General features: G+C 44.9%; 24 protein-coding genes. 17 read left to right on the top strand and 7 right to left on the bottom strand.

The genetic code is table 11. From position 1 onward, the window contains the following. Positions 1-83: 83 nt before the first annotated feature. Positions 84-944 (bottom strand): methylenetetrahydrofolate reductase [NAD(P)H], encoded by an 861-nt coding sequence (gene metF / locus BU202_RS04600; RefSeq protein ID WP_075104629.1) that lies wholly within the window; start codon positions 942-944, stop codon positions 84-86. A gap of 50 nt (positions 945-994) precedes the next feature. Next, a complete protein-coding gene (gene metE / locus BU202_RS04595; RefSeq protein WP_075104628.1) occupies positions 995-3,250 on the bottom strand; it encodes a 5-methyltetrahydropteroyltriglutamate--homocysteine S-methyltransferase in 2,256 nt (751 codons plus the stop codon). A gap of 803 nt (positions 3,251-4,053) precedes the next feature. On the opposite strand from metE, the gene BU202_RS04590 reads away from it, so the two are divergent. The 12 genes from BU202_RS04590 (at position 4,054) to BU202_RS04535 (ending at position 14,888) form a co-directional block, all read left to right on the top strand. Next, positions 4,054-4,743 carry a gamma-glutamyl-gamma-aminobutyrate hydrolase family protein gene (locus BU202_RS04590; RefSeq protein WP_075104627.1) on the top strand — a complete coding sequence of 230 codons (690 nt, stop codon included), beginning with the start codon at positions 4,054-4,056 and terminating at the stop codon, positions 4,741-4,743. A gap of 199 nt (positions 4,744-4,942) precedes the next feature. Beyond that, positions 4,943-5,239 carry a hypothetical protein gene (locus BU202_RS04585; protein WP_142354764.1) on the top strand — a complete coding sequence of 99 codons (297 nt, stop codon included), beginning with the start codon at positions 4,943-4,945 and terminating at the stop codon, positions 5,237-5,239. A gap of 12 nt (positions 5,240-5,251) precedes the next feature. Next, entirely contained in the window at positions 5,252-5,599 is a 348-nt protein-coding gene (locus tag BU202_RS04580) for a hypothetical protein (RefSeq protein WP_075104625.1), read from the top strand. Positions 5,600-5,735: 136 nt separating this feature from the next. Continuing rightward, positions 5,736-6,590 (top strand): MetQ/NlpA family ABC transporter substrate-binding protein, encoded by an 855-nt coding sequence (locus BU202_RS04575; RefSeq protein ID WP_075104624.1) that lies wholly within the window; start codon positions 5,736-5,738, stop codon positions 6,588-6,590. 177 nt (positions 6,591-6,767) lie between these two features. Beyond that, positions 6,768-8,135 (top strand): M20/M25/M40 family metallo-hydrolase, encoded by a 1,368-nt coding sequence (locus BU202_RS04570; RefSeq protein ID WP_075104623.1) that lies wholly within the window; start codon positions 6,768-6,770, stop codon positions 8,133-8,135. Then, complete coding sequence (locus BU202_RS04565; RefSeq protein ID WP_075104622.1) at positions 8,128-9,192, top strand: methionine ABC transporter ATP-binding protein; 1,065 nt, start codon at positions 8,128-8,130, stop codon at positions 9,190-9,192. Before BU202_RS04570 ends, BU202_RS04565 begins: the two co-directional genes overlap by 8 nt. Before the next feature lies 1 nt (position 9,193). After that, the gene (locus BU202_RS04560) at positions 9,194-9,895 is read left to right on the top strand and encodes a methionine ABC transporter permease (protein ID WP_075104621.1); all 702 of its coding nucleotides are present in this window, start codon (positions 9,194-9,196) and stop codon (positions 9,893-9,895) included. A 247-nt stretch (positions 9,896-10,142) separates the two neighbouring features. Continuing rightward, a complete protein-coding gene (locus BU202_RS04555; protein ID WP_075104620.1) occupies positions 10,143-10,979 on the top strand; it encodes an aldo/keto reductase in 837 nt (278 codons plus the stop codon). Positions 10,980-11,315: 336 nt separating this feature from the next. Continuing rightward, positions 11,316-12,233: a glycine--tRNA ligase subunit alpha gene (glyQ, locus tag BU202_RS04550; protein WP_075104619.1), complete on the top strand. Its 918-nt coding sequence runs from the start codon at positions 11,316-11,318 to the stop codon at positions 12,231-12,233. Then, a complete protein-coding gene (locus BU202_RS04545) occupies positions 12,233-12,580 on the top strand; it encodes a hypothetical protein (RefSeq protein ID WP_075104618.1) in 348 nt (115 codons plus the stop codon). The genes glyQ and BU202_RS04545 overlap by 1 nt, the downstream gene beginning before the upstream one ends. A 2-nt stretch (positions 12,581-12,582) precedes the next feature. Beyond that, entirely contained in the window at positions 12,583-14,622 is a 2,040-nt protein-coding gene (gene glyS / locus BU202_RS04540; RefSeq protein ID WP_075104617.1) for a glycine--tRNA ligase subunit beta, read from the top strand. An 8-nt stretch (positions 14,623-14,630) separates the two neighbouring features. After that, positions 14,631-14,888, top strand: coding sequence for a DUF896 family protein (locus BU202_RS04535; RefSeq protein WP_075104616.1), 258 nt, complete (start codon positions 14,631-14,633; stop codon positions 14,886-14,888). Between the two features lie 32 nt (positions 14,889-14,920). Here BU202_RS04535 and BU202_RS04530 read toward each other — a convergent pair whose 3' ends face one another. The 4 genes from BU202_RS04530 to BU202_RS04515 all read right to left on the bottom strand — a co-directional run bounded on the left by BU202_RS04530 (position 14,921) and on the right by BU202_RS04515 (position 19,739). After that, positions 14,921-16,255, bottom strand: a complete 1,335-nt coding sequence (locus tag BU202_RS04530) for an MATE family efflux transporter (protein WP_075104615.1) — start codon at positions 16,253-16,255, stop codon at positions 14,921-14,923. Positions 16,256-16,311: 56 nt separating this feature from the next. Then, a complete protein-coding gene (locus tag BU202_RS04525; protein WP_075104614.1) occupies positions 16,312-16,983 on the bottom strand; it encodes a potassium channel family protein in 672 nt (223 codons plus the stop codon). Between the two features lie 766 nt (positions 16,984-17,749). After that, on the bottom strand, positions 17,750-19,099 hold the full coding sequence (locus tag BU202_RS04520) for a TrkH family potassium uptake protein (RefSeq protein WP_075104613.1): 1,350 nt from the start codon (positions 19,097-19,099) through the stop codon (positions 17,750-17,752). A 100-nt stretch (positions 19,100-19,199) separates the two neighbouring features. Continuing rightward, positions 19,200-19,739 (bottom strand): Gx transporter family protein, encoded by a 540-nt coding sequence (locus BU202_RS04515; protein WP_075104612.1) that lies wholly within the window; start codon positions 19,737-19,739, stop codon positions 19,200-19,202. A gap of 217 nt (positions 19,740-19,956) precedes the next feature. Here BU202_RS04515 and BU202_RS04510 point away from each other — a divergent pair, with 217 nt between their 5' ends. The 5 genes from BU202_RS04510 to BU202_RS04490 all read left to right on the top strand — a co-directional run bounded on the left by BU202_RS04510 (position 19,957) and on the right by BU202_RS04490 (position 25,892). After that, positions 19,957-21,846, top strand: coding sequence for an NAD(P)/FAD-dependent oxidoreductase (locus BU202_RS04510; protein ID WP_075104611.1), 1,890 nt, complete (start codon positions 19,957-19,959; stop codon positions 21,844-21,846). Positions 21,847-22,124: 278 nt separating this feature from the next. Further along, the gene (locus tag BU202_RS04505) at positions 22,125-23,117 is read left to right on the top strand and encodes a polyprenyl synthetase family protein (RefSeq protein WP_075104610.1); all 993 of its coding nucleotides are present in this window, start codon (positions 22,125-22,127) and stop codon (positions 23,115-23,117) included. A gap of 128 nt (positions 23,118-23,245) precedes the next feature. Beyond that, positions 23,246-23,761 (top strand): FMN-binding protein, encoded by a 516-nt coding sequence (locus BU202_RS04500; protein WP_075104609.1) that lies wholly within the window; start codon positions 23,246-23,248, stop codon positions 23,759-23,761. A 126-nt stretch (positions 23,762-23,887) separates the two neighbouring features. Continuing rightward, on the top strand, positions 23,888-24,946 hold the full coding sequence (locus BU202_RS04495; RefSeq protein ID WP_075104608.1) for an FAD:protein FMN transferase: 1,059 nt from the start codon (positions 23,888-23,890) through the stop codon (positions 24,944-24,946). After that, positions 24,915-25,892, top strand: coding sequence for a 1,4-dihydroxy-2-naphthoate polyprenyltransferase (locus BU202_RS04490; protein ID WP_075104607.1), 978 nt, complete (start codon positions 24,915-24,917; stop codon positions 25,890-25,892). The genes BU202_RS04495 and BU202_RS04490 overlap by 32 nt, the downstream gene beginning before the upstream one ends. A 297-nt stretch (positions 25,893-26,189) precedes the next feature. Here BU202_RS04490 and BU202_RS04485 read toward each other — a convergent pair whose 3' ends face one another. Continuing rightward, on the bottom strand, positions 26,190-26,627 hold the full coding sequence (locus tag BU202_RS04485; protein ID WP_075104606.1) for a NusG domain II-containing protein: 438 nt from the start codon (positions 26,625-26,627) through the stop codon (positions 26,190-26,192). Between the last annotated feature and the right edge of the window lie 60 nt (positions 26,628-26,687).

The following is a 26,687-nucleotide window of genomic DNA, read 5'->3' as shown; positions in this document are numbered from 1 at the left end:
CCTCTCTATCAAGAAAATAGAAAGGGGAGTGGGAATAGGAACGTTCTACGATACAGCGGAATGCTTGAAAAGAAAGGAGATGGCTATACAGCGGAATGTTTGAAGAGAGAGTAAGTAGCCTGATGGATATGTTTGGCGACCTGCGGATTGTTCATCGTATATAAGTGGATTCCCGCTACATCCTGTGTGACCAAATCGACAATCTGGTCAATGGCATAGGCTAGACCTGCTGCTCGCAAGGATTCGGGGTCGTGTTCGTACTTGTCCAAAATCGCTCGGAATTTCCGTGGCAAGCGGATATTTTCACAGGTATTGAGCAAGCGCAGCGCCTGATTGCGATTGATAATGGGCATAATGCCTGCTAAAATCGGAACCTCAATGTCTGCCAACTGGCATTTTTCCTGAAAATCGTAAAAGACATCGTTATCGAAAAAGAGCTGGGTGACAAGACTTGAGCAACCTGCGTCTACTTTTTTCTTGAGATGCTTAATATCTGACACCTGATTTGGTGAATCAGGGTGCTTTTCAGGATAGCAGGCGCCGATAATGTCAAAGTGTGGCGCCTCGTCCTTGATAAAAGAAATCAAATCCGTCGCATAGCGAAAATCTGTCTGCGGCGCAACATCAGGAAGGATATCCCCACGCAGAGCCAAAATCTTGTGAACTCCAATCTGATCGAGCGCAGTCAAGATGTTGAAAACCTGCTCCTTATTCAGATAAATGGCAGGAAGGTGGGCAATGGAGGGAATGGCCAAGTCGTTATGGATATAATCAGCCAAACGAACCGTGGTTTCTTCGATATTGAACTTGTTATTGCTTGCGGTCACGCTGATAAAGTGCGGCGCTAAGTCCTGCATGTCGCGGAGGGCCGATAGGATTTTTTCATTGCCTGCGGTAGGATTTGGTGGAAATACCTCAAATGAAAGACTAGGAGTATGAACCATTGTTTTGTCCTTTCTAGGTGAGTAGAGGAGAAAACGGGGTTCTCTCCTGTCTAATCAGTAATCGTTTGACGTGCAGCCCGAGCAGCCTCTACGAGGCGAACCAGACTTTTGCGGGTTTCTTTGATACCACGGGTTTTGAGACCGCAGTCTGGATTGATCCACACCTTACGGCTCGGAACTTTGGCAAGAATCGCCTCAATCGTGTGGTCAATTTCGCCTTCGGCAGGCACGCGCGGTGAGTGAATATCATAAACCCCAGGGCCGACCTGCGTTTGGAAGTTTTGTGCTTTTAATTCGTCCAGAATCACGAGGTTGGAGCGGCTCGCTTCAAAGGAGATAACATCCGCATCCATATTGTCAATGGCAGGGATAATATCGGTAAATTCGCTGTAGCACATGTGGGTGTGGATTTGTGTGTCAGGTGCGACCGTTGAATGTACCAAGCGGAAGGCAGGAATAGCCCAATCGAGGTAGTCTTCGTACCAGTCGCTTCTGCGTAGCGGCAATTTCTCACGGAGTGCAGCCTCGTCAATTTGGATAATCTTAATGCCCGCCGCTTCTAAATCAAGTACCTCTTCCTTAATTGCCAGAGCAATCTGCAAGGTCGACTCCTTAATCGAAATATCTTCACGCGGGAAGGACCAGTTGAGAATGGTCACAGGTCCTGTCAGCATGCCCTTGACAGGCTTCGTAGTCCTACTTTGAGCATAGCTGGACCATTTGACGGTAATTGGCTGCAAGCGAGTGACATCGCCCCAGATGATTGGTGGCTTCACACCACGCATACCGTAGGACTGGACCCAGCCGTTCTTACTAAAGAGGTAGCCAGACAGGTTTTGCCCGAAGTATTCCACCATGTCATTGCGTTCAAATTCACCGTGGACGAGGACATCAAAGCCAACTTCCTCCTGCCACTTGATCCATTCGTCAATGTGTTTCGCCAAAAAGTCGTCGTATTCTTGGGCGGACAAGTCTCCTTTGCGGAAGGCCAAGCGAGTTGCTCTGACTTCTGCCGTTTGCGGGAAGGAACCGATGGTGGTCGTTGGGAGCTCTGGCAAGTGGAGCCGCTCTGCCTGCAAGACTTCACGCTCCGCAAAGGCTGGTAAGCGAGTGTAGTCAGCATCTGTCAAGCCTGCAATGCGAGCGCTAAGGTCTGCATTTTCACCAACTCGCTCTGCGGCGAACAAGGCTTTATTCGTCTCCAAAATCTCCTGTCCACCACCAGCTACAATCGTATCTAAGTTGCGGAGTTCAGCTAATTTTTCGACTGCAAAGGCAAAATGCTGTACGATAGTCTCTTCAAATTCTTCATTCGCTGTTGTAAAGGGTACATGTAGGAGTGAGCAAGAGGTGCTCAAGACGAGATTTTCAGCAGGGATTTGCTCTAAAATAGCAAGGCTCTTTGCATAGTCATTGCGCCAGATATTTTTGCCATTGACAATACCTGCATAGAGAACCTTGTCAGAAGGGAAGCCTGTTGAGACCAGTTCTAAAGTCTTTTTCCCTTCGACAAAGTCAAGTCCCAGAGCATCAATCGGCAAGGCAATCAAATCCGCATAGACATCTCGCACATCGCCAAAGTAGGTTTGCACAAGGACTGACAAGCCTTTTTTATCTGCCAAGAGCCTGTTGTAGATGTCTAGGAAAAGGGCTTTTTCTTCAGCTGCTAAATCCTTGACCAAGCTCGGCTCATCTAGCTGAATCGTTTCAGCGCCTAGTTCAGCTAATCTTGCAAAAACTTCTTGATAGGTGGCAACAATCCCCTCTACAAAGTCAGTAGCGTCTAGCCCTTCTTCGTAGTCTGCCAACTGTAAGAAGGTGAAAGGCCCGATAAGAACTGGACGAGTGAGCAAGCCCTGCGCTTTTGCTTCGGCAAATTCATCAAAAATCTTGTGGCTAGCCAGTCTCACGTCCGTTTCTTTTTCAAATTTCGGGACGATATAGTGGTAGTTGGTATTGAACCATTTTTTCATCGGAAGGGCTCGGACATCCCCTTTTTCACCCTGATAGCCACGCGCTAGGGCAAAGTAGCGTTCCAAGTCTGTCAAGGCCAAATCCTGAACCGCTTTTGGCACTACATTGAGCAAGAATGCGGTGTCTAAGACATTGTCGTAGTGCGAGAAGTCGTTGCTTGGAATTTCTGAAATTCCCGCTTCTTTGACCAAATTCCAATGCTTGCTACGGAGGTCCTTGGCTGTTTCCAGCAATTCGGCTTCGCCGATTTCCCCTCTAAAGTATTTTTCTGTTGTAAATTTTAATTCACGAAATTCTCCCAAACGCGGGAAACCGATAATGCTTGTTGTCATAGAAACGCCTCCAAAACTTATTCTTGACACTATCCTAACAGAAAATAGGGTATTTGTATAATTGAAAATAAATAGGGAATCATATAGTTTTAAACTATAGGTAAAACGATAAAAATATACAGTTTATAGGGAGAAAAGGTATAGTTTTTCTGAATGATTCCTGATAAAAATTTTTAAAGTCTTGATAAAACATCTATATTAGACAGGGGTGTACGGGCGTGCTATCATAGAAAGCATAGTATAGTCTTTTGAATGCGAGCTAAAATCTCGGAAAATAGATGAGCCTCCCTAGAAATACGATTTCTTCGGCTGCTTCCCTAATTTTCTGTCGATTTCTTAACGCTCTTATATCATGTGATTTGAATGCGAGCTAAAATCTCGGAAAATAGATGAGACACCCTAGAAATACGGTTTCTTCGGCTGCCTCCCTAATTTTCTATCGATTTTTCAACGCTCTTATATCATGTGATTTGAATGCGAGCTAAAATCTCGGAAAATAGACGAGCCTCCCTAGAAATCCGCTTTCTTCGGCAGTCTCCCTAATTTTCTGTCGATTTTTCAACGCTCTTATATCATAGTCTTTTGAATGAACTTTGATACATCGTCACTTTCGACTTGCCATACTCATAGTCAATGAAAATCAAAAGCAGACTAGGCGACGCCGATGCAGATAGAACTGAAGTTCATCAAATCAAGTCAACAACGTCTGCTTTGGATTTTCGAAGAGTATCCAGTACTGTCTGCGTCTTCCGTTCCTTGTCTGAAAGTTCATTCATTTGACTATAAAAGAGAGAGGTGGCACCATGAAGAAAGTGATTGTTGGGATTACAGGAAATGAAAAGGAAATGCCACCCATGTCTGGCTTGACCTATGTAGCGGTGGCGCGTGATTTGGCAGAAGGTATCAAAGCGGCAGGCGGTTTGCCGGTTGTGATTCCGATTGGGACGCCTGATTTGGCCAAGGATTATGTTGACATGATTGACAAATTGATTCTCTCGGGTGGTCAGCATGTTAGTCCTCATTTTTACGGAGAGAAGCAGATGGTGGACAGCGATGAGTATTCGCTAGCGCGAGATGAATTTGAGCTGGCATTGATAGCAGAGGCCTTGAAGCAGAAGAAACCCATCTTTGCCGTTTGCCGAGGTATGCAGCTCTTAAATGTCGCCTTGGGTGGTAGCTTGGAGCAAGAGGTGAGAGACCATTGGCAGGAGGAGTTGGAAGGAACTTCTCATGGTTTGCAGGTTAGACCCAATAGTCGGGTCAGTCAATTATTTGGTCAAGGGAGCCAGATTAACTCTTTCCACAGGCAAGGAATCAAGCGCTTGGCACCTGACTTAGTGGTAACGGCCCGTGATCCGCGTGATGGAACGATTGAAGCGGTTGAAGGGCGAGGCAGTATGCCGATTTTGGGAGTGCAGTGGCATCCAGAGTTTTTATGTAAAGATTGTCAAAGCAATCAGCAGTTGTTTGACTATCTAGTCCATCAGCTGTAAGGAGTTGATGAGTGTAAAAGAGTGAGGACAGTTGAGACTTGGACATCAGATGTTGAGTGTCGACGAGTATCACTTTCTTTTTTTGTATCCGCTGTCACATTTTGGAGCCCCTATTGAGTGGCTTTTTTGTTTGGACAGGAGTAAACTATAAGTGAGGAAGGTTGCTTGCCTGCTCTTAGAGAACACCAAAGGAGGTTCCATGATGTTTGTCCGTAGTCTACCTTATATAAAAAAATATTATCCCCTGCTCATTTTGGTGGGCTTTCTGCTCTGGTTCAGTCCTTTCCTACTTCCAGATGAGCTGACCATTAAAACCCAAGACCATCTAGGCTGGGGCTATGTTGTGACAATCTTTCTTCTTCCGATGTTGGGGGCGCTTAGCTTTCCATTTTCTCTCTACTTTAAAGAAAAGAAGTGGATGCTACCGAGCTTAATGCTCTTACTGGCTTTTCCGATTTCAATCGGCATTCATCTTTTTCTTCTGTTCTTCGTCTAAAGGAGGCTTTCTATGTTACAGGTATTTTCTCAATTCAGTAAAAAACATGCGTTACATCTCATCTTGTTCGGATTTTTCATCTGGATAGCGCCCTATTTGATGCTATTTGTTCCAAAAATGATACGAGAACCATTTTTTGCTACAGCAGATTGGTATGCTGTTACCATCGTTTGGCTGGTTCCTATCATCGGTATCCTTGCATTTCTTTGCTCGCTCTATCTCAAACGTAAAAAATACCTATTTTTCAGCGCCTGCTTAATCTTGGCTCAACCGATTTCTTATCTGCTCTGGATAGCGAGTTTTTATCTCTTTGTCTGGGGTTATGGTTTCTTCTATTGGATCAGCCAGTTCTTTCGTTAAGGGCTATAGCCAAAAACTATAACTTTTACAAAAGAGACATAGAAGATTTTTAAGTGGCACATAAAATTTCTATATTGGTCAAAATCTTACTCCTGTGATAAGCTATGTATAGTTCATTATGAAGGAGTAAGATATTATGAAATTGAAAAAAATCGTTGGTTTAGCAACCGTGGCTTTTGCTTCCGTTGCAGCCTTGGCAGCATGTGGATCAGGTGCTTCAAAAGAGGCAAAAGAAGACAATGTTCTTCGTGTCGGTGTGATGAGTTTGAGCGAATCAGAAGAAGCACGTTGGGATAAAGTTCAAGAGCTTCTTGGTGATAAGGTGAAATTAGAGTTCACTCAATTCACAGACTACTCACAACCAAATAAGGCGGTTGCGGAAGGTGAAGTGGACATCAATGCCTTCCAGCACTACAATTTCTTGGAAAATTGGAACAAGGAAAATGGAGAAGACTTGGTAGCAGTTGCTGATACCTACATCGCTCCAATTCGCCTCTACTCTGGTACAGAAAACGGGAAAAACAAATACAAATCTGTCGATGAAATCCCAGATGGTGCGGAAATTGCGGTACCAAACGACCCAACAAACGAAAGCCGTGCCCTTTACCTACTTCAATCAGCAGGCTTGATTAAATTGGATGTGTCTGGTACAGAATTGGCAACAGTTGTCAACATCAAGGAAAACCCTAAAAAGTTGAAAGTAACAGAATTGGATGCTAGTCAAACAGCGAGCTCGTTGCCATCTGTTGCAGCAGCCGTTGTCAACAATACCTTTGTACTTGAAGCAGGTCTTGACTACAAGAATGCCCTTTACAAAGAGCAAAAAGATGAAAATTCACACCAATGGTACAACTTGATTGCAGCTAAAAGCGATTGGGAAAAATCACCAAAAGCAGATGCGATTAAAGAATTAGTAAAAGCATTCCATACAGACGAAGTGAAAAAAGTCGTTGAAGAGTCTTCTGACGGTATGGACGAACCAGTTTGGTAAAACCTATAAAATGCTGTGGTGGTCTTCCCCATGGCATTTTATATTCATGATATATACAGATAGAAACAGTCAAACATGCGATATTTGATATTTCTTAGGTAGTGCAGACGCCATGTAGAGTGTGGTATAATGGTGCTTAGAGAACAGAGAGGCACTAAGCCTCAATAAGGAGAGACGATGGCAAAACAAGCAGAACAAATCAAAAAATTTGAAGAGGATGCGATTACCCAGACCTATTTTGAAAAGTTGAAAGTATTGATTTCGAAGAAATCCATTTTCGCTCAGCAGGTAGGATTGCTGGATGTGGCGACCTATTTGCAAGAAATCTTTGAAGAAGCAGGGGCCGAGGTGACTTTGGATAACAGTTATGCTGCTCCCTTTGTCATGGCCAAGTTTGCCAGTCCTGTAGCCAATGCCAAGACCTTGATTTTCTATAATCACTATGACACGGTGCCCGCTGATAGCGATCAGATTTGGACAGACCAGCCTTTTGAACTTAGCGTGCGCGATGGCTACATGTACGGTCGAGGAGTGGACGATGACAAGGGGCATATCACGGCGCGCTTGTCTGCTGTTCAAAAGTACCTAGCTACACACGATCATTTACCTGTCAATATCATCTTTATCATGGAAGGGGCAGAGGAGTCAGCATCGGTTGATTTGGACAAGTATTTGGCGAAATACCAGTCGCATTTGGCTGGCGCTGATTTGCTGGTCTGGGAGCAGGGGGCTCGCAATGTCTTAGGACAGTTGGAAATTTCAGGTGGTAATAAAGGGATTGTGACCTTTGATGTCGCAGTCAAGAGTGCAGAGAGGGATATTCATTCCTCTTATGGTGGTGTCATTGATTCGGCTAGCTGGTACCTAATGGCGGCTCTTCAGTCTATGCGAGACCGTGACGGGCGCATCTTGGTCGAGGGAATTTATGAGCAGGTAGAAGAGCCTAATGAACGCGAACTGGCCTTGGTTGAAGCATTTGCCTTGGCAAATAGTGAATCGGCAACAGAACTCTACGGCTTGACCTTGCCGACCTTGGCGGCAGAGCGTAGCGCCTTTTTAAAACGTCTCTACTTTGAGCCGTCCATGACGATTGAGGGATTTTCAACAGGTTATCTGGGACAAGGTGTGAAGACTATTATCCCTGCTGAGGCTCGTGCTAAGATGGAAGTTCGTCTAGTGCCAGGCTTAGAGCCGCACGATGTATTGGCCAAGATTCGCAAGCACTTGGTGAAGCACGGTTTTGAGCAAGTAGAAGTGACCTTTACCCTCGGGGAAATGAGCTATCGTAGCGACATGTCAGCTCCGTCCATCCTCAATGTGATTGAGCTTGCCAAACGCTTGACGCCAGAAGGAGTGGCAGTCTTGCCAACCTCACCCGGAACAGGTCCTATGCACACGGTCTTTCATGCCTTGGGTGTGCCGATTGCAGGTTTTGGGCTGGGAAATGCCAATAGCCGTGATCATGCAGGCGATGAAAATGTCAGCATTGCCGACTATTACAGCCATATCGAATTAGTAGAGGAGTTAATTGCAAGTTATGAGTAAGGAGATTATTACACTAGACAATATTGATGTGACCTTCCACCAGAAAAAACGCACGATTGAAGCGGTGAAAGATGTCACGATTCATATTGAGCAGGGAGATATTTATGGGATTGTGGGCTATTCTGGTGCCGGGAAATCGACCTTGGTGCGGGTGATTAACCTCTTACAGGTGCCTACTGCTGGTCGCATTTGTATCAATGATGATGTCATTTTTGAAGGCAGCAAGGTGACCTTGAATGCTGCTCAATTGCGGAGCAAACGCCGAGAAATCGGAATGATTTTCCAGCATTTCAACCTCATGGCCCAGATGACAGCTGCTGAAAATGTGGCCTTTGCCTTGAAACATTCTGGCTTGTCAAAGGAAGAAAAGAAAGCAAAAGTTGAGAAACTCTTGGACTTGGTTGGCCTAGCAGACCGTGCGGAAAACTATCCCGCCCAGTTATCGGGTGGTCAAAAGCAGCGGGTGGCCATTGCGCGTGCCCTTGCCAATGACCCTAAGATTCTGATTTCAGATGAGTCTACCTCTGCCCTCGACCCTAAAACAACCAAGCAAATCTTAGCCTTGTTGCAAGAACTCAATGAAAAATTGGGCTTAACCATCGTCATGATTACCCATGAAATGCAGATTGTCAAGGATATTTGTAACCGTGTGGCAGTTATGCAGGATGGACGTTTGATTGAAGAGGGCTCTGTCTTGGAGATTTTCACCCATCCAAAAGAGCCGCTGACACAAGACTTTATCAAAACAGCAACAGGAATCGATGAAGCCTTGGTGAAAATCTATCAACAAGATATTGTCAAACATCTACCGGAAGATAGCCTCTTGGTTCAGTTTAAATACGCAGGTTCAGCGACTGATACGGCCATTATCAATGACTTGTATAAGACCTACCAAGTATCTGCGAACATCCTGTATGGAAATATTGAAATTTTAGATCACACGCCAGTCGGCGAGATGGTCTTGATTTTGTCAGGTCATCAGGAGCAGCTGCGCGAGGCTTTGACGGCAGTCACAACGGCCAATGTAGAGGTGACGATTTTGAAAGGAGATTATTAGGATGAATGAATTACTTTCATGGATTCAGGCCAATTTTCCTCATATCTATAAGATGGGATGGGGTGGTCAGACAGGCTGGGGAACAGCGATTTACAGTACCTTTTATATGACCTTTGTGTCCTTTGGTTTCGGTGGTGCCATGGGTCTAATTTCAGGACTATTTCTCGTCTTGACAGGTCCTCGTGGGATTGCGGAAAATCGTGTCGTCTTTTGGATTTTGGATAAGGTGGCCTCTGTCTTGCGTGGGATTCCTTTTATCATCTTGCTTTCAGCCATTGCACCGATGACAAGGGCTATTATAGGGACTTCTATCGGGATGAATGCGGCTCTTGTCCCCTTGTCTTTATCTGTCTACCCATTCTTTGCTCGTCAAGTCCAAGTCGTTCTTTCTGAATTGGACGGCGGAGTGATTGAAGCGGCACAAGCATCTGGTGCAACCTTTGGAGATTTGATTATGGTCTATTTCCGTGAGGGTCTACCGGACTTGATTCGAGTGACGACCTTGACTCTTATTTCCCTTGTCGGCTATACAGCTATGGCGGGCGCAATCGGAGCAGGCGGTTTGGGACAAGTAGCCCTTTCTTACGGTTATCTTCGTTCAAATGACGATGTCACATTTTTAGCGACCTTCCTCATTCTTATCTTTATCTTTGTCATTCAATTTGTGGGAGACTTTATCACCCGTAAAATTAGTCATAAATAAGGCAAAACCAAGATTTATTGAAACAAGTTCAAAGTTCTGCTAACTTACTAGTCGATTTTCCGAATTTCGTGAGCGGAGCGAGCCTTATCAGCACCTTTTCGCTGTGGTAAAAGGAGCGTCATTAAAGATAGTGACTTCCACACCATCTAAGAAAAGTAGCACAACAGAACTTTTTCTTCAATCTAAAACCAAGCGACTTGCTTGGTTTTTTGCTATACTAGATGTAGTAAAAGAATAGGAGGACGACATGAAAACATATACGATGAACAACGGGCTTACCATTCCAGCGCTTGGCTTTGGAACCTATTTATCAAAAGACGGGGACGAAGTCTACAATGCGGTGCGTAAGGCCTTAGAAGTAGGCTATCGCCATATCGATACGGCAGCTTTTTATGGCAATGAGGAGAGTATCGGACGAGCAATCAAGGATTCGGGTATTGCGCGTGAGGAACTTTATATCACGACGAAGTTATGGAATGATGCGCATGGCTATGAGGAAGCCAAGGCAGCCTTTGCGCTGTCTCTTGAAAAATTGCAGCTGGACTATCTTGATTTGTATCTCATTCATTGGCCAAATCCAGCAGGCATTCGGGACCGCTGGCAAGCAGCCAATGCAGATGCTTGGCGGGCCATGGAAGAATTGGTTGCAGAAGGAAAAATCCGCTCGATCGGGGTCAGCAATTTCATGGTGCACCACATGGATGAACTGTTGAAAACAGCCACAATTGTCCCTGCGGTCAATCAAATCCGTCTTGCGCCTGGTGTTTATCAAGAGGAGATTGTTGCGTATTGCCGTGAGAAAAACATTGTCATTGAAGCCTGGAGTCCGCTCGGTCGTGGAGAACTCTTCACCCATCCAACCATGTTAGCTCTCGCTGAAAAATATGGCAAAACGGTGGCTCAGGTAGCCCTTGCCTGGTCATGGGCTCAAGGATTTCTACCACTTCCAAAATCCGTAACAGATAGCCGAATTGTGGAAAATTTGGATTTTGAAGATATTGCCCTGTCAGAGGAAGATATCGCAGCCATCACAGCCATTACAGGTGTGACAGGAGCTTACAACCCAGATGAAGTGAATTTCTAGTGATACCAACAGGAGCTTGTCTTGTTCACTCCCGAGAAATTTTTATAGAGTATGGATAGACAGCCGAAAGATTTTCTGCTATACTATCAGATAAGAAAGAGGGTCTCTTGATACAACCTCTAGCGAGTTTGGGACGGTGGAAGCCAAGCGGGTGTAAGAGTGATTGGCGCTTTCTCAAGCATTTTTAAGAACACAATGAAGTAATAAATTAGGGTGGAACCGCGTTTCAACGCCCCTATGGAAACATAGGAGTGTTGGCGTGGTTTTTGATTTTTTGTGCGTTTGGCATGAAGACACTCGACATTTATCACGATTAAAATAGAAAGAGAGAAACGAATGTCTAAAAAATTAACTTTCCAAGAGATTATTCTGACCTTGCAACAGTTTTGGAATGAGCAGGGCTGTATGCTGATGCAGGCCTACGATACAGAAAAAGGGGCGGGAACCATGAGTCCCTACACTTTCTTGCGGGCTATTGGTCCTGAGCCATGGAATGCGGCCTATGTGGAGCCAAGCCGTCGCCCCGCAGATGGTCGGTACGGGGAAAATCCAAACCGTCTCTACCAACATCACCAGTTCCAAGTGGTCATGAAACCAAGCCCAAGCAATATCCAAGAATTGTACTTGGAATCTTTGGAGCGCCTTGGAATCAATCCTTTGGAGCACGATATTCGCTTTGTAGAAGATAACTGGGAAAATCCGTCGACTGGTTCAGCAGGTCTAGGCTGGGAAGTCTGGCTTGACGGTATGGAAATCACCCAATTTACCTATTTCCAACAGGTTGGGGGGCTTGCGACAGGTCCTGTGACTGCCGAGGTGACCTACGGTTTGGAGCGCCTAGCTTCTTATATCCAAGAGGTGGATTCGGTCTATGACATCGAGTGGGCTGACGGGGTTAAATACGGAGAAATCTTCCTCCAACCAGAATACGAGCATTCAAAATACAGCTTTGAAATCAGCGACCAAGACTTGCTGCTGGCTAACTTTGAAAAATTTGAAGTAGAGGCAAAACGCTGTCTTGAGGAGCACTTGGTTCACCCTGCCTTTGACTATGTCTTGAAATGTTCGCATACCTTTAATTTACTCGACGCGCGCGGTGCGGTGTCGGTAACGGAGCGGGCAGGCTACATCGCTCGGATCCGAAATCTAGCGCGCGTGGTCGCAAAGACCTTTGTGGCAGAAAGAAAACGCCTTGGTTATCCGCTATTGGATGAAGCTACAAGAGCGCAGTTATTAGCAGAGGAGGCAGAATAATGGCAATAGTTACGCGTGAAGATGAGCTTATGCCTGTTGTGTTAATTTTGGAATTAAGAAATTCTGATTTAAGTTTAGAAAATAATCCAGAAAACTTGAAGAAGGAGCTAAAAACTTATTTTGCTAACATTTTAAAAGTTGACGATAAATATTTAGAGTATTGTCTGATAAGTATAGAGAATGATCAATCAGTTAGATTTTACACCTCCATTTCAAAGTTGACAATTGACGAACAGAATAAACTGGTAGAAAGTTTAAAAAATCCTTTACCTTTGACAATAAAACTGTCAACAGGTGGTGTTTTGACAAAAAATGTCAGTCAAATTAAAGTAACATTCGGAGAATAATTATGTCTAAAAATTTATTAGTAGAACTTGGTTTAGAAGAAATTCCAGCTTACATTGTAACACCTGCCATGGTGCAATTGAAAGACCGCATGGCACAATTTTTGACAGACAATCGCTTGGCGTTTGAAGAGATTGAGATGTTTTCAACACCTCGCCGGTTAGCAGTACGTGTCCGTGGCTTGGCAGACCAGCAAGAGGATTTGACAGAAGATTTCAAAGGTCCAAGCAAGAAGATTGCCCTTGATGCGGACGGGAATTTTACCAAGGCTGCAGAAGGATTTGTCCGTGGAAAAGGCTTGACGACTGCTGACATCACATTCCGTGAAATCAAAGGGGAAGAATATGTCTATGTGACTAAGCATGAAAAAGGAAAATCAGCCAAGGAAGTCTTGGTAGGCATTCCAGAGGTGCTTGCTTCGATGACCTTCCCAGTTAGCATGCATTGGGCTTCCAACAAATTTGAATACATCCGCCCTGTTCACACCTTGACGGTCTTGTTGGATGATGAAGCGCTTGAGATGGACTTTCTCGATATTTCGTCAGGTCGTATCAGCCGCGGCCATCGTTTCCTTGGTCATGAAACGGAGATTGCGACAGCAGACAGCTACGAAGATGATTTGCGCAAGGAATATGTCATTGCAGATAGCCTAGAGCGTGAAAACATGATTGTGGAGCAAATCAAGGCGATTGAAAAAGCGCAAGATGTGGTCGTTGAGATTGACCAAGACTTGCTCAATGAAGTCTTGAACTTGGTGGAATATCCGACTGCTTTCATGGGAGCTTTTGATGCCAAATACCTTGCAGTTCCAGAAGAAGTTTTGGTAACTTCGATGAAAAATCACCAACGCTACTTTGTTGTCCGTGATAAGGCGGGTAAATTGTTGCCGAACTTCATCTCTGTCCGCAACGGAAATGCGGAATTCTTGGACAATGTCATCAAGGGAAATGAAAAAGTCTTGGTGGCACGGTTGGAAGACGGTGAATTCTTCTGGCGGGAAGACCAAAAACTAGAAATTGCAGACCTTGTGGAGCGCTTGAAAGCCGTGACCTTCCATGAGAAAATTGGTTCCCTTTATGAACACATGGAGCGCACCGCAGCTATTAGCGCTCTCTTGGCTGATCAAGCTGGGCTTTCTGATGAAGAAAAAACAGACCTTGCTCGTGCGGCTGCGATTTACAAATTTGATCTTTTGACCGGCATGGTCGGTGAATTTGACGAATTGCAAGGGATCATGGGAGAAAAATACGCCCTTCTTGCAGGGGAGACAGCAGCTGTTGCTGCGGCAATCCGTGAACACTACCTGCCAAACAGCGCAGATGGCGACCTTCCTGAAACCAAGGTAGGAGCAGTCCTTGCCCTCGCAGATAAATTAGACACGATTTTGTCCTTCTTCTCAGTTGGCTTGATTCCAAGTGGTTCAAATGACCCGTATGCTCTTCGTCGTGCAACCCAAGGTGTGGTACGGATTTTGGAAGCCTTTGGCTGGACGATTGCCATTGATGAATTGGTAGAAAAACTCTATGCTCTTGAACATGACAGTCTTGCCTATGAACATCAGACAGAAGTGCTTGATTTCTTCCGCGCTCGTGTTGAGAAGATGATGGATAAGAGTGTCTCAAAAGACATCGTGACAGCAGTTCTAAATAGCAGCAACTTTGTCGTTAGCGATATGGTAGAGACTGCCCGTCTCTTAGCTGAAAAAGCTAAAACAGCTGACTTTAAACCAGCCGTTGAAAGTCTCTCTCGTGCCTTTAACTTGGCAGAAAAAGCAGCAGCAGATGTCGCAGTAGATAGCAGCCTCTTTGAAAATGAAGAGGAAAAAGCCTTGGCAGAAGCTGTAGAGAAGATTGCCTTTACCACAGACTTGGTAAGCAACATTGACCAGCTCTTTGCTCTTCAACCAGTGATTGACGCTTTCTTTGACAATACGATGGTCATGGTCGAAGACGAAGCCGTGAAGACTAACCGTTTGGCCTTGCTTGCAGCATTGACCAACAAGGCGCAACAGGTTGCCCAATTTAACCAAATCAATACCAAATAGGAGGAAAAATGGAGCAAGCAAAGATTGATCGTATCAATGAATTAGCCAAAAAGAAAAAAGAAGTTGGCTTGACAGAAGAGGAGTTAAAAGAACAAGCAGCCCTTCGTGAAGAATATATCGAGGGCTACCGTCGCAGTGTTCGTGCCCATGTCGAAGGAATCAAGATTGTCGATGAGGATGGAAACGATGTGACGCCAGAAAAACTCAGACAGGTCCAACGCGAAAAAGGGCTTCATGGCAGAAGCCTAGAAGACCCTAATTCATAAGAAATAGCAGCTGGAAGCTCCAGCTGCTATTTTTAGATAGTCTCTTGTTTCAATTTTCTCGTTAAAATAATACTGCTAGGAATTAAGACCATAACACTGCCGATCCAGGCGGCAGGGTTAGCCGCAGCGACACCGTAAAAGCCAAAATAGGTCAACCCGATAATGGCCACTCCAGCCCGCATGACCAACTCCATGATACCGGCAAGGGTTGGCACAAAGCCTTTTCCTAGCCCCTGAATGAAGCTACGGAGGATAAAGAGAATGGACAAAATCCAGTAACAAGCCCCGTTAATGATGTAATAGACGAGCGCCAGTTGGTAGACTTCTGTGCTACCGTCTGCAAGAAACAGACGCGAGAAGAAGCGGTTGGCGGAGATGAGTAAAATGGCAAAGAAAATGGCCCAAGCAATGCTGATAAAGACAGACTTTTTCAAGCCCTCCAAGATTCGTGGGTAGAGTTTTGCTCCGTAATTTTGAGCCGTAAAGGTAGAGACAGCAAGCCCTAAGTTAATCATCGGGAGCATGGCAAGCTGATCGGTCTTGCTGGCAATGGCCTGAGCGGCAATGGCATTAGTCCCCAGTTGATTAAGCATGACCTGCAAGGTGATAGAGCCGATAGCGATAATGCTGGCCTGAAAGGCCATAGGAAACCCTAGTTGCGCATGCTTGATGAGGTTAAGCCTGTCCAGTCGGATTTCAGCCCATTTCACATGAAAATAAGGAACTTTTTTATAAATATAAACTGCCAGATAGAGGACGGAAAAAGCCTGCGCTGTAATGGTTGCAAGCCCTGCCCCAAAGACGCCCAGACCGACATTCAAGATAAAAAGAAAGTCGAGTGCGATATTGATAAAGCAGGCGATGATGAGAGCAATTAAGGGCGTTGTGGAATCCCCTAGGCTACGAATCAGGTTAGACAGATAGTTAAAGAGAACAGAAAAGATAGTCCCACCAAAAATAGCGGTTAAAAACTGCTGCGAATGCGGCAGTAATTCCTCTGGTGTCTGCATAAAAATGAGCAGGGGACGAAGGAATGAAAGGGCTAGAATTGTCAAGACAAGACTGGTGCAGAGGGCGTAAAAGAGACCATGAACAAAACTTTTTTTGATTCCTTCAAGGTCATTTGCACCAAATCGTTGGGCGGTCACAATGGTCAGCCCGCTGGTCAAGCCTTGCGCGAATCCGAGAATGAGAAAGACAATGCTTCCAGTCGCTCCGACGCTGGCAAAGGCGACCTTTCCTAATGTGTGGCCGACAATAATACTATCTGCAAAATTATAGGCTAGTTGAAAAAAACTTCCGATTAACAGTGGCAGGGTGAAGCGCAAAATGACCTGAATGGGCTTCCCTTGAGTTAAATCCTGCATAAAAACTCCTTAGTAAAGGTGGGAACAAGTGGTGGCAAGGTTGATGATAGGAAGACTTACAATTTATTGGTGTATTCTTCAAAGTGGTCGACGGTGTGATTGTCTGTCACGGCCATAATCAGTTCCTGCTCATTAAAGGTATAATCTGGTGAAAACTGGACATTTAATTTATTGGTTTGCGCATCGCGGTAGCCGATGATATTGAGATTGTAGTGTCGGCGCAATTGCAGTTCGGCAAGGCTTTTGCCAATCCATTTTTGGGGCGCGTGAAACTCAATAATGGTCACATCGCCGTCCAGCTCGATGAGGTCTGTTGTATCGCGGTGCAGGAGGTGCTTGGCAAGGGAGACACCTGTTTCTCTTTCTGGAGAAATGACGCGGTCAGCTCCGATTTTTAAGAGAACTTCCTTGCTTGTTTTGCTCTTGACCTTGGCAACAATCTTAGGTACGCCCAAGGCCTTACAATGGAGGACTGCTAGAACGCTTGATTCCAAGTTGCGCCCTGTTGCAACGACCACCGTATCACAACGGTCAATCCCTGCGGCCCGCAATAAATCCTTGTCTGTAATATCGCCCACGATTCCCTTGGTCAGAACGGTTTCAAGCTGATTGATTCGGTCAGCATGATTATCGATGGCGATAATGTTGCAATCATAGTGGTGTAAAGTTTTGGCAATGGTGGTTCCAAAGACACCAAGGCCTAAAATTCCGATCGTTTGAGTTTGCATGATAATCTCCTTAAATTAAGATATGAGGGCGTATAAAGCACACAGTGAAAATAGGAAATCTGACGAAGAGTTTAAAAACTCTAGGAAGATTTATCTTTTTCACACCGTGCTTAGCCCGAATTCAATTCCACAAGATATGAGGGCGTATAAAGCACACAGTGTACCCCTAGGGCATCCGTATCTGTAAAACGAGCAAGCTCGTAACAGCTACGGCAAAAGAGGAAATCTGACGAGTGAAAAGCTCCAGTGGAGGTTTTCAGCCTAATTTCTAAAGTGATTTTCAGCTGTAACCAACTAAAGTTGGAACACCTGCGGCTCTTTTTCACACCGTGCTTAGCCCGAATTCAATTTCACAAGATACGAGAGCGTTAAGCAACTCCTAGACAAAATAGGCGGCCGAACAGAAAGCCTCTAGGCTTCGTCGTGAGACCCCCACAAAGGCAACTAGATTGTTGTGATAGCAACAATCAGATGCCTACTGTGCCCTATCGCTGGTAAATCTAACTTCACCAGATTGTCAGAGAGTTGTAGCCCGAATTCAATTTCACAAGATATGAGGGCGTATAAAGCACACAGTGTACCCCTAGGGCATCCGTATCTGTAAAACGAGCAGGCTCGTAACAGCTACGGCAAAAGAGGAAATCTGACGAGTGAAAAGCTCCAGTGGAGGTTTTCAGCCTAATTTCGTAAAGTGATTTTCAACTGTAACTAACTAAAGTTGGAACACCTGCGTCTCTTTTTCACACAGCTTTTAGCCCGAGTTCCGTTACACAATCATAGATGATTTTGCATATTGTATGGTTTCTTCCTTGGACAATTTCCGAGCAGAAAGACTGATGAGAATCGACATAGGACCAATCCGTCCAAAGAACATGAGGGCCATGATGACCAGTTGCCCTAGTTGAGATAAATCAGGAGTCAGATTGGCCGTTACCCCAACGGTTGCGAGGGCTGACATGACCTCGAAAATGAGAAAGAGCATCGGTTGATGAGGGTCTGTCATACTGATGGCAAAGAGCCCCAAGAGAAAGACCATGATAAAGACGATGAAAGTTGCAAAGGCTTTTTGGATGGTCACATCGTCAATGGTCCGCGCCTTGAAATTGGTATGGGGCAGCCCAATAACCTCGCTTCTTGCATAGAGGATTAAGGTCAGAAAGGCTGTGATTTTAATCCCGCCTGCTGTTCCGCCTGGTGCTCCCCCGAGCATCATTTGGAAGACATAGACCAGTAGGGTGACGGGGTTGGCCTTGGTATAGTCAATGGTTGCAAAACCTGCTGTTCGCATTGTAACCGTTTGGAAAAAACTAGCTAAGACTTTTTCGGGAAAATTCAGTACACCGATGGTTGCAGGGTTGCTGTATTCGGTTAGGAGAGTTAGTATAGTCCCAGTCAAGAGGATTAGACTGGTCAAGGTGAGGACCACCTTGCTATGAAAACTTAACTTGCGAAAGCTCAAGCGTTTTTGAATCTTGGTCTGCATATCAAACCAGACCGTAAATCCAAGCCCTCCCATGATAATCAAGGCAGCAATGGTCAGATTGACCAAGGGATTGGTGGCATAGCTGACGAGACTGGTGGAGCCAAAATTATCAAAGCCGGCATTACAAAAGGCTGAAATAGCAAGGAATATCGAAGAAAAAATCCCGCGTTGCCAGCCAAACTCTGGTACGAATTGGAAGGAAAGGATAAGAGCTCCCAGCGCTTCTGTTGCAAAGGTAAAACCAAAGACAGACTTGATAAAACTGCGAAAATGCTTGGTTTCTGCAAGGCTAAAACTTTCTTGGAGGGTGGCCATATTGATAAAACTTAGTTTACGCCCGCCTCTCAAGGCAAAGAGCCCGATAAAGCTAATCAAGCTCAAGCCCCCGATTTGGATTAGCAACATGCAGATGATTTGCCCAAGTGTATTATAGGTTTCAGCAACAGGAACAGTAAAGAGACCCGTCACACAGACCATGGAAATGGTCGTAAAGAGATGGTCCCAGTAGCGTGCTTCAGAACTTGCGAGCTGTGAAATGGGCAAGGATAACAGGAGCGAGCCAATCAGGATTACACCTGCAAAGCTCAGGACAATCCGTTGGCTCGGTTTTAATTTTAAACTAAGGATAGACATGATTTCCTCTCGTGATTTGGAAATTTGGATATGAGGATATTGTAGCACAAATTGCTAAAAATAACAGAAAAACCTACCTAATTTGGTAGGAAAAGACGACTTATTTCCATTCTGCTAAGATGATTTGGTGATAATAGCGGAGCGGACCGACCTTTTTAAGCAGATAATTGGCGGTCAAGCCGACCAAAAAGCCAGATAGAATGCCACTGAAAGACAGAATGGGCAGATAGTTGAGGACCAGTAAGGATTGGGCAATCCAGGCAAAGACGAGGAGTTGCCCGATGTTGTGGAGCATCCCGCCTAGGATGGAAATACCAATGGCGCTGACCCGTCGGGGTCCTAGCTGCTTAGCGGAGAGCATTCCGATGTAGCTAAGGGTAACTCCTGCAAAGCCATATAGGAAGGTTGAAAAAGTTCCACCCAAAAAGGTAGAAATCAAGAGGCGAATGCTGACGACTTTGATGCTATCCTTGGCGGGTAGGGTGAAGATGGCAATCAGACTGATGAGGTTCCCAAGTCCCAGTTTTGCTCCAGGAGCAAAGGAAAATGGGGTGGGAATCAGTCGTTCAACTAAGGAAATCACCACTGCCTGGGCAGCCAGCATCGTGATAAACAGTAACTTTTGATTTTTTGAATTCATAATTGTATCTCTATCTAAATCGGCAGAAAATCATTGAATGAGCGATATGCTAGACACCCATTATTTTCTACTTCCATTATACTATCTGTTTTTTGAAAGATATGCAAGTTTTTTAGTAAAATCATGTGTAAATACGAACTATCCAATTGTACAATCTGTATAAAAGGTGTATAATAGGCTTTGTTAAAAAACAGACAAACTAATCGGAGGTTATGTTTTGACTAAAAATATTGTAATAGTAGGTGCTGGATATGCAGGGATTTCTGCAGCGCGCTTGCTCGGGAAAAAATTCAAGAAAAACGCCGACGTGACCGTTACCTTGATTGATAAAAACTCATTCCATACCTATATGACAGAATTGCACGAAGTGGCAGCTGGTCGTGTGGAAAAAGACGCAATCAAGTACGACTTGAAACGTATTTTCAACAAGTATCCAAAAGTGAACTTGGTCACAGACAAGGTTGTTGAAATTGACTACGACAAAAAAGAAGTGATTGCAGAGCACCAAACGCTTCCATTTGACTACCTCTTGCTTGCCATGGGTGGGGAAGCCAACGATTTCGGTATCAAGGGTGTAAAAGAAAATGGCTTTACTCTTTGGTCCATCGAAGCAGCAGAGCGTTTGCATGATCATATCATTGACGCTTGTTACCGTGCCATGCGCGAACACGATGCTGAAAAACGCCGTGCCCTTTTGACCTTTACGGTTATCGGTGCAGGTTTCACTGGTATTGAGATGATTGGTGAGCTGATTGATTGGGTTCCAATCTTGGCGCACGAATTCAAACTCGACCCAGCAGAATTCTCTCTCAAAGTGATCGAAGCAATGCCAAATATCTTGCAGATGGTTACTGAGAAAGAGCAAGTGAAAACCCGTAAATACCTTGAGAAAAAAGGTGTTGAATTGGTGCTTGGTGATGGAGTTGCAGCTGTTGAAGCAGACAAATTGGTCCTTTCATCAGGTCGCGAAATTCCAACCTACACCTCTATCTGGACAGCAGGTGTGCAAGCCAATAGCGATGCCAGCGAATTTGGCATTGAAAAAGCGCGTGCAGGTCGCTTGGTTGCTAACGAATACATGGAAGCCAAAGGCAAGGAAAATGTCTATGTAGCGGGTGACTTGGTCTACTACGAAGAGCCAGGAAATGACGGCAAACCAACACCGCAAATCGTTCAAGCGGCTGAACAAACTGGACATACTGCGGCACAAAACATTATCGCTGCGATTACAGGTGGGGAAAAACATAGCTACAAAGGGAAATACGATGGCTTCATGGTTTCAATCGGTTCTCGCTATGGGGTTGCCTTCTTGATGGGCAAATACCACTTGTCAGGCTTTATGGCTATGTTTATGAAGCACATGGTAAACTTGCTATACTTCTTTACCATCCGTAGCTTCTTCTACATGGGTTCTTATATTCGCCATGAATTCTTTGATATTAAGAACAAACGCAATATCTTTGGCGGTCACACATCTGGTAAAGGAAACCTTCTTTGGTCTCTCCCACTCCGTGTCTTCTACGGTTCAGTCTGGCTCTACGAAGGGGTTAAGAAAGCCTTTGGACTCTTTGGTACGACTTCATGGTTAGGAGACCAAGTGGTCTTCCCATTCCCATGGTTGGCAGATCCTGTCTCAGGTGCCTCTGCAGCAGAAGCAACATCAGGTGCCTCTCAAGCTGCGACTGAAACAGCACAAGCCATCTTTGGTCTTAGCTACGCTTACGGTGAGCAACCAATGACCGTCTTAGATGGTATGCCAGACTGGTTTGCTTCTATCATGCAATTCATGATGCCAAACCAAGAAGTTGCCCTCTTCATGCAAAAATTCATGACCATTGCGGAAATCGGAATCGGTCTTGCCTTGATTGCAGGTGCCTTCGTTTGGATTGTCAGCGCAGCAACTGTTGCCTTGGTCATCATGTTCAGCTTATCAGGCATGTTCTACTGGGTGAACATGTGGTTCATTCCAGTTGCCATCTCATTGATGAATGGTGCTGGTCGTGCTTTCGGTCTTGACTACTGGATTATGCCATGGTTGGGTCGCTTCCTCGATAAGAAGATTTATGGGAAGCCAAAGCATATTTATACCTTAAAAGAGAAACGATAATGAATAGTGGTTCTTGATTCCATTATCATTGCATACTCGTCAAACATCAGCTTCTTCCGTTGGTAAGCCACTTTTCTGAACTGATGAGAAAAGTTGTTACTTTTCTTATTTCCAACTTGAAATAGTTCTCAACTATTTCAACTACCTGTGGTTTTGTTGCCTAGTCAGAAGTTGATGGTTATAGAGTATACATCATTCAAAAAAATGATAAGGACTATTCAAAAAACGGGAGAAAAGTTTGCTGAATAGTCCTTTTTCTATGATGAAGTAGGAGAATTGTGGTACATCAAATTTGGGAAAATCATCCAGAAATACAAAGGGGACTAACACAAGTCAAGCGCATCATGCTGACAGAGATGAAGATGATTCATCCAGCCGTGCGTGAAAAAATTGTTGAATATATTGAAGCACCGGGAAAATATTTGCGTTCTGGTTTATGCCTTTTGTTTGCCCAAGCGGTAGACGGAGAAATCAAGCCAGAAAAGCTCTATTTTGCTGCCTACGTGGAGGTGCTACATCTTGCCACCCTCATCCATGATGATGTCATCGATGAAGCAGATGTACGCCGTGGAATTGTGGCTGCCCATCGTCAGTTTTCAAATCGGATTGCCATCTACGCAGGGGATTACCTGATGGCCTATGCAGGGCGCTTGCTAGCAAAGGGCGTGCGCTTGTTAGAGCTTGAAACAGTAGAAGCGGAAGTTCTCAATGAAAAGTTGATGGAGGGCATTTTAGCAGGGGAGTTGGCGCAGTTGATGAATCAGTTTGATGCGACGATGACCATGAAACGCTACCTCAAGCAAATTCAAGGAAAGACAGCCTTCTTGTTCGGCTTAGCTTGTCAATTGGGCAGTTTACAGAGCGGAAAATCCATCAATAAAACCTACCCGGCCTTTCGTGCTGGCCGTTCCTTTGGCATGGCTTTTCAGCTGCGAGATGACCTGATTGATTACTACTTAACAGCACAAGAATCGGGGAAGCCTGCCCTACAAGATATTCAAAACGGGATTTACACAGCTCCACTCCTTCTGGCAATCGAAGAGGATCAGAGTATCCGTCAAGACTTGCTGGCAGTAATCGAGACCAAGGATGCGGCTTTAGTGGAGCGATTGGTGGAAAAAATCAGTCAGACCAAGGCGCAGGCGCGCACCGAAGCCTTGATGAAGGCATATGTGCAGAAAATGGATAAAGCTGTTCTCTTACTAGAGACAAGCGGTCGGACAGTTGACTGGAAATGGCTGGCAGAAAAAATAGTTGGTTCCTATCATTAACGTTCAAAGAGATTTCGCGCAATTTCGTGTTAAACATTGGACATTTTTGTCAAAAAGGTATATTATTATAACGTAAGAAAACGCTTCAGTTTTAATCAGCTGAGGTAGGGAAAAGGAGTTTTATTATAATGAAAACAACAAAAGTTGTCTTGAAAAGTGTTGCAGTCTTAGCTGCTGCTTTTGCCTTGGTAGCATGTGGTGCAAAAGAAGAGAAGAAAGATGCAGCAATGTCTTCATCTGAAACTACCATGTCTTCAACATCAGAAGCAACAATGATGGCTCCATTGAAAGACGGTATGTATTCAGCAGAATCTGCACCAGACGATCGTGGCTATAAGATTGTTCACACCATCACTGTAAAAGACGGAAAAATCACTGAGTCTAAGTTTGACTACGAAGACAAAGACGGTAAAATGAAGTCTGAAAACGAAGAATACAACAAAATGATGAGCGAAAAAGCTGGTGTTTCTGCTAAAGAAGCAATCGAAAAATTGAACGCTGGCCTTGTTGAAAAACAAGACGTAGAAGCAGTTGAAGTTGTTTCTGGTGCTACTCATACTTCAGAAGACTTCAAGAAGAGTACAACAGCTCTCCTTGCTGCAGCTGAAAAAGGTGACACTGCAAAAGTGATGCTTGACAAATAATCTAGCATACCATAAATGAACAATAGGGAGGTTGGGCATGAAGTCCAGCCTCTTTTTGAGTGGATTTTTAGCTAGAAGATGGTACAATGGTATAGAAACAGTATGATAAAAAGGAGTATAGAGATTATGAAATGGAGATGGCTGGCGCTTGCCTTGCTCTTTTGTAGCTTTTTCTTAGGAGCTTGTCAGTCCAAGCAAACAGTCAAGGAGAGTTTGCCTGTTGTGGACAAACCCTTGACCCGTACAGAGAGCCTGCTTCATACGGTTGTCCAGATTAGTATCTATCATAAGAACCAGGAAGAAGCTATGGACGAGGGGATTGCCTACGTCAAGGAAATGGAGCGGCTCCTATCAACGAATCTTGAGGGTTCAGATGTTTACCGTATCAATCAGGCGGCAGGAAAAGAAGCTGTCAAGGTTGATCCGCGGACCTTTGAGTTGATTGAACAGGCTCTAGGAATGGGTGAGAAAAGTCAGGGACGGTTTGATGTGTCGATTGGAGCGGTCAATAATCTTTGGAAAATCGGATCAGAAGATGCACGCAAACCAAGTGATGAAGAAATCAAGGCAGCTCTCCCCCGCATCAACTACAAAGATGTGCAGTTGGATAAGAAGCACCAGACGGTTGCGGTAAAAGAAGGCATGATTTTAGAGTTGAGTGCCATCTCAAAAGGCTATATCGCTGACGGTTTGAAGCGCTTGTTTGCAGAAAAAGGCATCACAACAGCCATTATCAATCTCGGTGGAAATGTGGTCGTGATGGGGAGTTCTCCTGCCCACAAGGAAGGCTGGAAGGTTGGGGTTCAAGATCCTGATGAAGTGCGGGGAACCGTGGTTGGCTCAGTCTATGTGACGGACGGATCAGTCGTGACTTCAGGAATTTACGAGCGCTATCTGGAAGTGGATGGGGTCATCTATCACCATATCCTTGACCCAGAAACGGGCTATCCAGTTGAGAACAATATCTCGGGTGTAACCGTCTTTACCAAGACTTCTACCCAGGGGGATGCCCTCTCCACAACGCTTTTCCTCTTGGGAATTGATAAGGGAATGGAATTTATCGACCAACTGGAGGATGTAGAAGCGGTCTTTGTGGATAAGGGTCGCGGTGTTCATCTAAGTAAGGGGCTCAAGAATCGATTTGAATTGAGCAATGAGGAGTATCATCTTGTCAAAGACAAATAAAAAAAGGGGTATCACCCTGCCAATCTTTTTAGAATTTATCGAATTACGGACCAAGGTCGCAAGTGTTTTTCCGATGGTACTGGGGATTCTATGGGCCAGTTACCGCTACCATGCCTTTAATGGTCTGAATACCGCTCTATTTGTCTTAGCCGTCTTGAGTTTTGACATGTGTACAACAGCGATTAATAATACCATGGACTATGTCAAGGCCAAGGACCAGATTTACCGAGAGGAGCACAATGTCATCGGGCGCAATCAGCTAGATTTTCGGCAGATGGTGCAGATTGTCTTTCTGCTCTTGTTCTTTTCGATTGCGGTCTCGCTTGTCTTGGTCTGGCGGACGGATTTGATTTTGCTACCGCTTGGCGCCTTGTGTTTCTTGATTGGTATCTGTTATACCTTTGGTCCGATTCCCCTCTCGCGCATGCCGCTCGGAGAGATTTTCTCAGGGGTCACCATGGGGCTTGGCATCTTCTTCTTGGGGGTCTTTGTTCAAGCGCCGAATCTGTTGTTAACCAGTCGATTTGTCGGAGAATGGTTTCAATTGCAGTTAGCCTGGGGCAAATTCATCGAGATTGGTCTTATGAGCCTGCCCTTGGTCTGCTTGATTGCGAATATCATGTTAGCGAATAATCTGTGTGACTTGGATGAGGATATTCGCAATCATCGCCACACGCTGGTCTTTCATATCGGACGGGAAAAGGGATTGCTACTTTACGTTTGTTTAGCCATGTTCCCGTGGCTTTTGTGGCTGGTTTATCCCTTGATTGGCTTCTTGCCATTTTGGGCTTGGCTAGGTTACGGTGTGGCTATCTTGTCCTATAAGAGTCTCGGGCGTTTCTTGGAAAAGCAGGTCAAGCGTGAAACCTTTGTCGAAGCAGTCAAAAGTTTTGTCCTCTTTTCACTCATGTATCTAGTGGTACTGATTATTGCTTGTTTGGTATAAGATAAGGGAGTGGGACAAAAATCGTGATTTCGTAGAAATCGATTTTGTAGTCCTCGCTCTCTAGTTTCTAGGCTCGGGTATCAACAGTCACTCCCCTGACTGTTGATACCCCGCAAGGTTGACTTGCTTCCACAATCGAGAATTGTGGAAGGTTGGAAATAAGGCTAGCGAAGAATCGTTCGCTAGCCTCTTCTAATAGAATATTGATTTATCAATGTTTTACAAGCCCGACAACTACTGCGTCAAACTGCTCAAATTATAAAAATAAGGAGGTTGGGTACTTATGTCCCAGCCTCTTTAAATTGGTAAAATCAATTCTTCTTCCTCATCACTTTCTTGGTCGTCTGGGGTTCGGATTTCGATGATGAGGTTGTGGGGGAGGCAGACTGCGATTTCGCCAGACTTGCTAATCCAGCCGGTATTGACTGCGATTTGGTCGGGACTATTGTCTTCCTTGTCCCGAATGCGCTCACCGTCAATCTCGATGATATTGTACTGACCGGGATTGGGATAGTAGGTCACTTCCTTGTGGGGCGTGCTTTTTGAGAGTTTAAATTCATCGACAATCTCCCCATTGATACGGACAGAAGCAATCAGATAGGGTTCTTCAGGCTGGCCTTGACTGCCCGCATAGGTCACTACTGCTGGTACAAAGGACAGGAGTAGGGTGATTCCAATCAGGATGAAATCAAAAGGCTTAAATTGACGTAAAATCTGTTTCATTCTTCTCCTCATTCTCTCACGAATAAGAATATTGTAAAGGAATTCCGCCACTTTGTAAACTGTTTGGGGTTA

This window comes from Streptococcus cuniculi, from assembly GCF_001921845.1.
Classification (GTDB): domain Bacteria; phylum Bacillota; class Bacilli; order Lactobacillales; family Streptococcaceae; genus Streptococcus; species Streptococcus cuniculi.
This window is presented reverse-complemented; position numbering and strand designations above follow the sequence as displayed.